The 225-nt window shown below is 32.4% G+C and carries 1 pseudogene; it reads right to left on the reverse strand.

The features are described from left to right. Positions 1-149: pseudogene (locus tag NO346_RS14805) on the reverse strand (IS1 family transposase); the annotation flags it as partial. Positions 150-225: the final 76 nt, after the last annotated feature.

The raw sequence follows: 225 nt of genomic DNA on the forward strand, positions 1-225 counted from the left end.
ATGTAAAAAAAGGTTAAGTCGAAAGCTTTAAAATGGTTTTCAATCTTTTTTGAAAAATTACAACTCCTTCTAAAACCGCGCCTAATTCGATGCCTTATTTTGCAATTATTACCTTCAATACCTACAGTAAAAAATTTACCAATACTTTGGGCGAATTCAAACATGAGGTGCGACAGTTTCAAAAGCCATATGATAATCAACAAGCTGAGCAAATTTCTCTAATGG

The sequence above is a fragment of the Acinetobacter sp. 5862 genome (genome assembly GCF_024494585.1).
Taxonomy (GTDB): domain Bacteria; phylum Pseudomonadota; class Gammaproteobacteria; order Pseudomonadales; family Moraxellaceae; genus Acinetobacter.